Source organism: Paraburkholderia sp. Cy-641 (assembly GCF_011752945.1).
Lineage (GTDB): Bacteria > Pseudomonadota > Gammaproteobacteria > Burkholderiales > Burkholderiaceae > Paraburkholderia.
The window spans coordinates 1-6138 of record NZ_VWWM01000120.1 but is presented as its reverse complement, the minus strand read 5'-3'; the positions used below and the strand labels follow the sequence as shown (position 1 = coordinate 6138).

Sequence of the window (6138 nt, the reverse complement as noted above, 5' to 3'; positions counted from 1 at the left end):
CGTGGTTTCCTGCGCCGCGGCCAGCATCAGCGAGCGCAGCGGCGAGTCGGCCGCCGCCAGCAGGTTCGCCAGGCGCGCGCCCTGGTCCACACCGTTGAACGGCACCACGTCGACATCGCCGAGCAAGGCATCCCATTGGCGGATGTACTCGTCGTAATAGAGCCGCGTCATGCCGGCCTTCAGGTCGTCGAGACCATTCGGCGTCAATACGGATTCCTCGCGCCCCAGCACCCAATCGTCCTTAGCGATATCGAGCACCGCCGCGTCGCGCAACTGGACGAACTTCCGGTAACCGGCCCGCGTATAAGCGCCCGACACGCCACGCGTCAACGGCGCGCCGCTCTTGCGCACCAGCACCAGCGCGGCATTGCGCCCAGCGGCATTGGCGACGCTGAACTCCGGCAGCCTGCTCTGTTCGAGATCGCGTTTGACGCGGTTGAACAGGCGCTGGGTCAGCGGCATCTTCGCGAGCGTCGCCCGCGCCTGCGCGATCAGGTCCTTGTCGAGCGGCAGCGACGCATCGAAGCGCGCCGGCTGGAACAGCGCCGCCAGATGACCGTCGATATCGTTGCGCTGCTCGTCGCTCGCATCGCGCAACGGTCCGCGGCGCCAATCGACATCGGCCCACAGGCGCACCGAGTCGGCGTCATAGTGCAGCGAATCGCCGAGCATCAGGTAGGCGCGCAGTACTTCATACTGGAAGTCGGGATTGTTCGCGTCGCCCCGGCGCAATTCGTCTTCCATGCGGCTCACCACGAGCGGCAGCAGCGTCTGCCGCAACAGCCGCCGATAACTGGTCTGCGCTTCGAGGCCGAGCTTGTCGCCTTGATAAAGGCCGAGGCGCGACAGCCACGGCACGCTTTTGTCGCGGTCCGCATAACCGCCGGGCAGATCGCGCGCGGCATTGAGCAGCGGCAGCAAGGCCAGCGGGTTGTCGCTGGGCTGCGTGCTCTGCGCGAGCTTCTGCAATGCGGCCACATGCTGCTGCACCTTGGCCACGTAGGCTTCGTTGCGCTGATAGCTGACGAAAAACAGCACCAGCGCCAGCACCGCGACGACCCCGATCGCCGCGAGCGCGGCGCGCTGGAACCACGCGCGGCGCCGCTCCAGTTTCTGGTTCACGCCCGCGAGCCCGGCTTCCTCGAAAATCACGTTGCGCAGCAGCTTCGTGATGAAGTACGCCCGCCCGCTCGCCGCATCCGGCACGACGACCTGTTGCTGAAAACCGAGCGCCGAGGCCACCGCGCTCATTACGCGGTCGATCGGCCGGCCTTCCTGGGTGCCGCTCGTGAAATACACGCCACGCAGCAGCGCGGACTGCTCGAAGCGGGACGTGCTGAAGGTTTCGTTCAGAAAGCTCTTCAGCATCGCCTGCAACCCCGCGAACTGCTGCGGGAATCCATAGACGAGCGCGCGCCGGTGCACGTCGGTCTCGCGCTGCATGCGATTCAGCACGCGCGCCTGCAACTGCTTTTCGAGTGCCTCGAATTCGGCCGGAAACGCGGCCAGCGCGTCGTCGGGCGAGCCCTGCTCCGTGTAGGGGAACGTCATGCCCCAGACCTGTTCGCGCTCGTCGCGGCCGAGGTCGTCGAAAAACTCGGCGAAACCGGCGAGCAGATCGCATTTGGTCACGATCACGTAGACCGGAAAGCGCATGCCGAGCTGGCCGTACAGTTCCTTGAGCCGTTCGCGCACGGCCTTCGCCTGCTGGTCGCGCTGGGTGTCCGACAGTTGCAGCAGATCGCGCGCCGACAGCGCGACGATCACGCCGTTCAGCGGCCGGCGTGGCCGGTATTTGCGCAGCAGTTGCAGGAAACCGGCCCAGCCGGCCTGATCGGCCTCGGCGAAACTATCCTGGGTGGTAAAGCGGCCCGCCGTGTCGAGCAGCACCGCATCGTCGGTGAACCACCAGTCGCAATTGCGCGTGCCGCCCACGCCGCCGACCGACTGCTTGCCGAGCCGCTCGGCCAGCGGAAACTTGAGCCCCGAGTTCAGCAGCGCGGTGGTCTTGCCCGTGCCGGGCGCGCCGACGAACATGTACCACGGCAATTGATAGACATACTGACTACCAAAGCGGCCCTTGACCCGCGCCTTGCGCAAGGTCGCCATCGCCGCCTCGAAACGCTGCTTCAGGGCCGCGATGTCGGCCTCGGATTCTTTCTTGCCGGGCGCGGGCTCGTCCGTTCCCTGCGCCACCACGCGCGTGAAGCGGACGTTCGCGAGCCGCATCGCGAGCCAGCGCACGGCCCAGTAGAGCGCCCACAACAGCAGCAATACGACGATCACGACCCAGCGGCTGCCGGTGCTGTCGAGCGGCTCGTGACCGGCATACGCGACGAGCGGCCCCTCGACCCAGACGATCAGCGACAACGCGAGCACGCCGAGCAGCGACAGCACGATGGGCCGTCTCAGCCAGTTGAAGATTTTCATGCCCGGCTCCTCTGTGCCTTGCGCGACGAACGTCTTATCAGGTTCTTCACGATGCCGCTCCCGGCGCCAGCACCGTGATATCGACGCGGCGGTTGCGCGCGCGATTCGCGGCGGTGTCGTTGGGCGCGATCGGTTCGGCATCGCCGCGCCCTTCGGCGCTGAAACGGCCAGGCGTGCCGGCGCGGGCCGCGAGCATGTCGCGCACCGCTTCGGCGCGCGCCTGCGACAGATGCCAGTTCGACGGGAAGCGCGCGGAGAAGACGCGCTGATTGTCCGTATGACCGGCCACGACCACATTGCCCTGCACGGCCTTCAAGGCATCGCCGATCCGTTCGATGAGCGGCACGAAACCCTCGGCCAGATCGGCGCTGCCCGACGCGAACAGGCCGTCGCCGTTGATCGTGACGACGGTCCGGTCGGGCAACTCGGCCACGCGCACGAGACCGCGGGCGATTTCCGGCGCGAGGAACTGCGACAGCTTCGGCGCAAGCTTGGGCGCGGCCGCGAGTTTCGAGGCCAGCGCGGGCGCGGGCGCGACCCGAATCCCGTGCAGCGCTTCGAATACGCGGTCGGACATGTCGTTGAGCCGGAAGCTCAGCACCAGATGAACGATCACGAGCACGAGGCAGGCCACCGCCGCCGCGACCCACAAGGGCACCAGTTGCAGCAGCGGCTTGCGCTCGACCTTGACCGGCAGCCAGTGCGGCGACAGATCGCGCTCGGCCGCGCCGCGCTGGCCGCGAATCATCTGTTCGAGGCGTTCGCGGATCGTGTCGAGCTGCGTGCGGCCGCCGTCGATCAGACGGTAGCGTCCTTCGAAACCGAGGCCGAGAATCACGTAGATCAATTCGAGCACGTCGACATTGCCGGCGGGGTTCTGCGCGAGACGCTGCAGAATCAGGAAGAAACGCTCGCCGCCCGAGGCCTCGTTGTGGAACGTCACGAGCAGGCTGCGGCTGCCCCACAGGCCCGCGCCCCACGGCGTGCTGGCGATCGCTTCGTCGAGGAAGGTGCACAGGCAATAGCGCGAGGCGCCGAGCTTCTCGTCGTCGATGCCGTTGGCGCGGCCCTGGGCTTCGAAGTTGCGCACCATCTGCATCAGCTGGTTGCGCAGGTCTTCGACGTTCGGATGCGTCGGCAACTGGCGCAACGGCAGCGCCAGTTCGATCAGCGGGTTGGCCGCGCGCAGCAGCGGATTGAGCCCGCCGCCCGCGGGCAGCATCGGTGCGGGCGCCGCCGCGGCCGCCATGAACGCGGCCCGCGCGCCGCCCGGGGTCGGAATCAGGATCGTCGCGCCGGGGTCGTCGGCGGGACCACGCAGTTCGTCAGGAGTCACGATGAACGTCCTCAATCAAGGTATCAGCGGCGAATCGCCCAGAATTCCATTGCGAGACCGGGAAATTCGCCGGCGACGTGCAGCGCCATGCCGGCGGAACTCGCGAACTGCTTCCACAGCTCGTTGCCGCGATCGAGTTCGAAGTAGGTAAAGCCCGCATGAAACGGCAACTGCCGGGGCGCCACCGGCAACGCGCGCAGGCCGATGCCCGGCAGTTGCAGATTGACCAGATCGCGAATGCGCTCGATCGGTCCGATCTTCACCTGCGGCGCGAAGCCGGTCAGGATGTGCTCGGCCGGCATCTGCGCGCGCACCGCGAGCACGAAGGTGGCACCGGCAAACAGCGTCTTGTCCGGCACGATCGCCACGCGCAGGCCGAACTTGCGCTCTTCGAGCGGGATCGCCACCGCGTGCGGGTCCATCACCATGCTCAGCGACGCGCGGATATCGTCGATCACCGGCGCGAAGGTCTCGCGCAACCATTCGTGGCGATACACCGGATACGCGGGCGGGCGCTTCGACGCCTGGCTGAAGGTCGCCAGTTCGCCGGCCAGTTGCACCGCCACCTCGTAGAGCGCTTCGGGATGCAGACCGGTCATCGTCGAGAGATGCGAGGCCAGCGGCTCGTGACGGTTGATCAGCTGCAACAGCAGGAAATCGGCCACTTCCGCGACGCCCGTCACGCCGGGCTGCGCGAGGCGCCCGGCCAGCGCTTCGCCACGCTGATGCAGCAGGCCCACGAGATCGTCGACGAAGGCGCCGAGGCGGCGCGCCACGCGATAGTCGAGACACGGCGGGCTGTAGTCGTTTTCGAGCACGACCCGGTTGTCGGGCAGGCGTTCGAGCACGCGCGCCACGCCCAGCGCCGTATAGGCATTGGCTACGTCGGGAGCGAGCGCGAGGCGCACCCGCAGTTTGCCGATCTGCATCAGCGCCGCGCCGGCGTTCGGATCATTGCTGTCGCTCACGTCGAGTTCGGCGATGCGGTGGCGCGCGAAGTTCTCCTCGCTCGCCTCGTTGCCGGTTTCGGCCACGCCCGGCCGGCGCACCGGCAGCGCCAGTTGCACCAGCACGTTGCGGGTGCCCTCGGGAATGTCGAGCGGCTCGGGCAAGTCGTCGTCGGCGGGCAGATCGAATGGCGTGCCGTCGGGCAGCACACCGGCGCAGGACAGCAGCGCGAGCTTGCCGAGCTTGAGCAGCGGCTCGTCGATCTCCAGCGCGGTAAAGCCCCAGCTATACGGACGCAGGCCGGCGGCGCGCGTCTCCAGTTGCCGCTGCAGATAGCGGTCGTGCTGCTGCAAATGCTGGGGCTGCAGAAACATCCCCTCGGACCAGATGACTTTGCTATTCCAGGACATGTTGTTTCGTTCGAACGTTTCTAGGTGGGATCGGCTCAAGGTTTCGGCTGACGTGCGCGGGCCGCGTGCAGTTCGTCGATCTGGGCCTCGTACGCCTCATTGAACGCCTGGCCGAAAAGTTTCTGGAAGTCGTCCTCGGCTTCGCGCGCGACGGCGCCCTGCAAGCCGACGAACAGGTCCCATAGCTTCGCCTTGCGGTTCGACAGCACTTTTTCGAAGGCGCCCGGGTCTTTCAGCTGCGCTTCGATCGAGGCGGGATCGAAGCGGCCCAGCACATGCGCGAGCGCCGCGCGCATGCCGGCCAGCACGGCGAGTTCGTGCGCCTCGATATCGTCGAAGGCGCGCTTGAGCGCTTCGTCGGGCGGCAGATAGCCGGCCGTGCGGCCGGTCAGCATCTGCGCCAGCGCGCTGTCGACGTCGGGGAAAAATTTGAGCGGGTTGTTGTCGCGCGCGACGATCACGGTCGTGTCGAGGCGGGCTTCGCGTTTGGTCATCGAGCGGGCCCGCAATACCGCCATCGTGCCGCGCAGTGCTTCGCGCAACATCGTGCCGATCAGGCGCGCGAACTCCGGCCCGGGCAGATTCGGCGCGCGCGAGGGGTCGAGGCCGAGTCCTTCGAGCAGGGCCTGGAAGAGCACGGCGCGGTCGTCGCTCGTGGCACCGGGGGTGTCGTGGCGGGTTGGGGTTGTCGGGGCCGCTGGGGTTGCTGGGGCCGCGGGGATTGCAGGCGCGGCTCGTGCGGCGGACATCGCGGGCTGCGCGTTGCCTACTACGTCTTCGTGGATGGCCTGGGGCCGCGACGCTTCCGGGACCGGCAGCGGCACCTCAGGGAGCGGCGACGGCGCGGCAACGGATGACGTCTCCATCTCCAAGGGCGAAGCCGGCTGCGCGGCAAACGGCACATCGGGCTGCGCGGCTGGCGTTGGGGCCGGCATCGGAGCCACCGCTGGCGACGGCGCGGGCACGGGCACCGGCGTCGCCGCGGGCATCGTATGCCGCACGCTGGCGGCCTGA

At 67.7% G+C, this 6138-nt stretch carries 4 protein-coding genes; all 4 read right to left on the bottom strand.

Translation table 11 applies throughout. The annotated features are described in order from the left end of the window. A partial coding sequence (tssM, locus tag F3J20_RS31515; protein WP_167285822.1) for a type VI secretion system membrane subunit TssM occupies nucleotides 1-2430 on the bottom strand: 2430 nt, incomplete at its 3' end. A 46-nt stretch (nucleotides 2431-2476) separates the two neighbouring features. Next, the gene (locus F3J20_RS31510) at nucleotides 2477-3766 is read right to left on the bottom strand and encodes a DotU family type VI secretion system protein (protein ID WP_167285821.1); all 1290 of its coding nucleotides are present in this window, start codon (nucleotides 3764-3766) and stop codon (nucleotides 2477-2479) included. 23 nt (nucleotides 3767-3789) lie between these two features. Continuing rightward, nucleotides 3790-5124 (bottom strand): type VI secretion system baseplate subunit TssK, encoded by a 1335-nt coding sequence (gene tssK, locus F3J20_RS31505; RefSeq protein WP_167285820.1) that lies wholly within the window; start codon nucleotides 5122-5124, stop codon nucleotides 3790-3792. A gap of 35 nt (nucleotides 5125-5159) precedes the next feature. Beyond that, a partial coding sequence (tagH, locus tag F3J20_RS31500; protein ID WP_240162969.1) for a type VI secretion system-associated FHA domain protein TagH occupies nucleotides 5160-6138 on the bottom strand: 979 nt, incomplete at its 5' end.